The following is a 1169-nucleotide window of genomic DNA, read 5'->3' as shown; positions in this document are numbered from 1 at the left end:
TTAGCCCGGATTTCTCATGACCGCATAAACAAAAACGGCTGAAAGCCTTATGATTCTTGTCGCCAAACAAAGCCCCATAAGTCTTCAGCCGCGCACAAAATGCTACCAGAAAAACTCCACTTTTCACCCCTCTCTCGCCGCCTCGTCGAGGCCTCTTTCACCGGTGGTCACATCACCTCGGATGCGGGCTTGTTGCTGCTGCGCGAGGTCGACCGGCAACATGGCTTGACCCGCCGCCTGGCCAAAATCGTTCCCGATCGGCGTGATCCTGGGCGTGTCCAGCATGGACTGCAGACACTGCTCGCCCAGCGTATCTATGCACTGGCCGCCGGCTACGAGGATCTCAACGATCATGACGGCCTGCGCCATGACTACGCGCTGCAGACTGCGGTCAACCGCCTGCAACCGCTGGCCGGCAAATCCACTCTGGGGCGCCTGGAACAGCAAGCCGATCGCGAAACGGTGGTGCAAGCCCATCGCCTGCTGTGGGAGCACTTCATCGCCCAGCATGACCAGGCGCCGGCTGAGATCGTGCTCGACTTCGATGCGACCGATGTGCCGGTGCATGGTGATCAGGAAGGGCGCTTCTTCCATGGCTATTACGACCATTACTGCTTCCTGCCGCTCTATGTGTTCTGTGGTCGCCATCTGCTGGTGAGCTATTTGCGCCCGAGCAACATCGATGGCGCCCGACACAGTTGGGCCATCCTGGCACTGCTGGTCAAGTTCATTCGCCGCTTCTGGCCAGAGACCCGCATCGTGTTCCGCGGTGACGGCGGTTTTTGCCGACATCGCATGCTCGACTGGTGTGACCGCAAGCAGGTGGATTATGTGGTGGGTCTGGCCCGCAACACCCGCCTGCAGCGGATGGCGGCGCCGGCCATGCAAGCGGTCGCCGAGGCCTACCAAGAAACCGGGCAGAAGATGTCCGGCGTGTATCGCTTCCTCTATCAGGCCGGTAGTTGGCGTAGGCGCCGCCTGGTCGTGTCGCGCCTGGAACATGGCGAGCAGGGTGCCAATCCACGCTTCATCGTCGTGTCCCGCTTTGCCGAGGATGCTGCCCAGCAGTACTACGAAGACTACTGCGGCCGTGGCGACATGGAGAATCGGATCAAGGACCAACAGTTGGATCTGTTCGCCGACCGCACCTCCAGCCCACGCTGGTGGAC

General features: G+C 60.8%; 1 protein-coding gene. It reads left to right on the top strand.

The features are described 5' to 3' along the window. Positions 1-99: 99 nt before the first annotated feature. A partial coding sequence (locus tag DET50_RS19310) for an IS1380-like element ISPa33 family transposase (RefSeq protein WP_113864308.1) occupies positions 100-1169 on the top strand: 1070 nt, incomplete at its 3' end.

It is taken from the genome of Marinobacter pelagius (assembly GCF_003315345.1).
Lineage (GTDB): Bacteria > Pseudomonadota > Gammaproteobacteria > Pseudomonadales > Oleiphilaceae > Marinobacter > Marinobacter pelagius_A.
The sequence above is the reverse complement of the archived record's forward strand: the minus strand, read 5'-3'. Positions and strand labels throughout refer to the sequence as shown.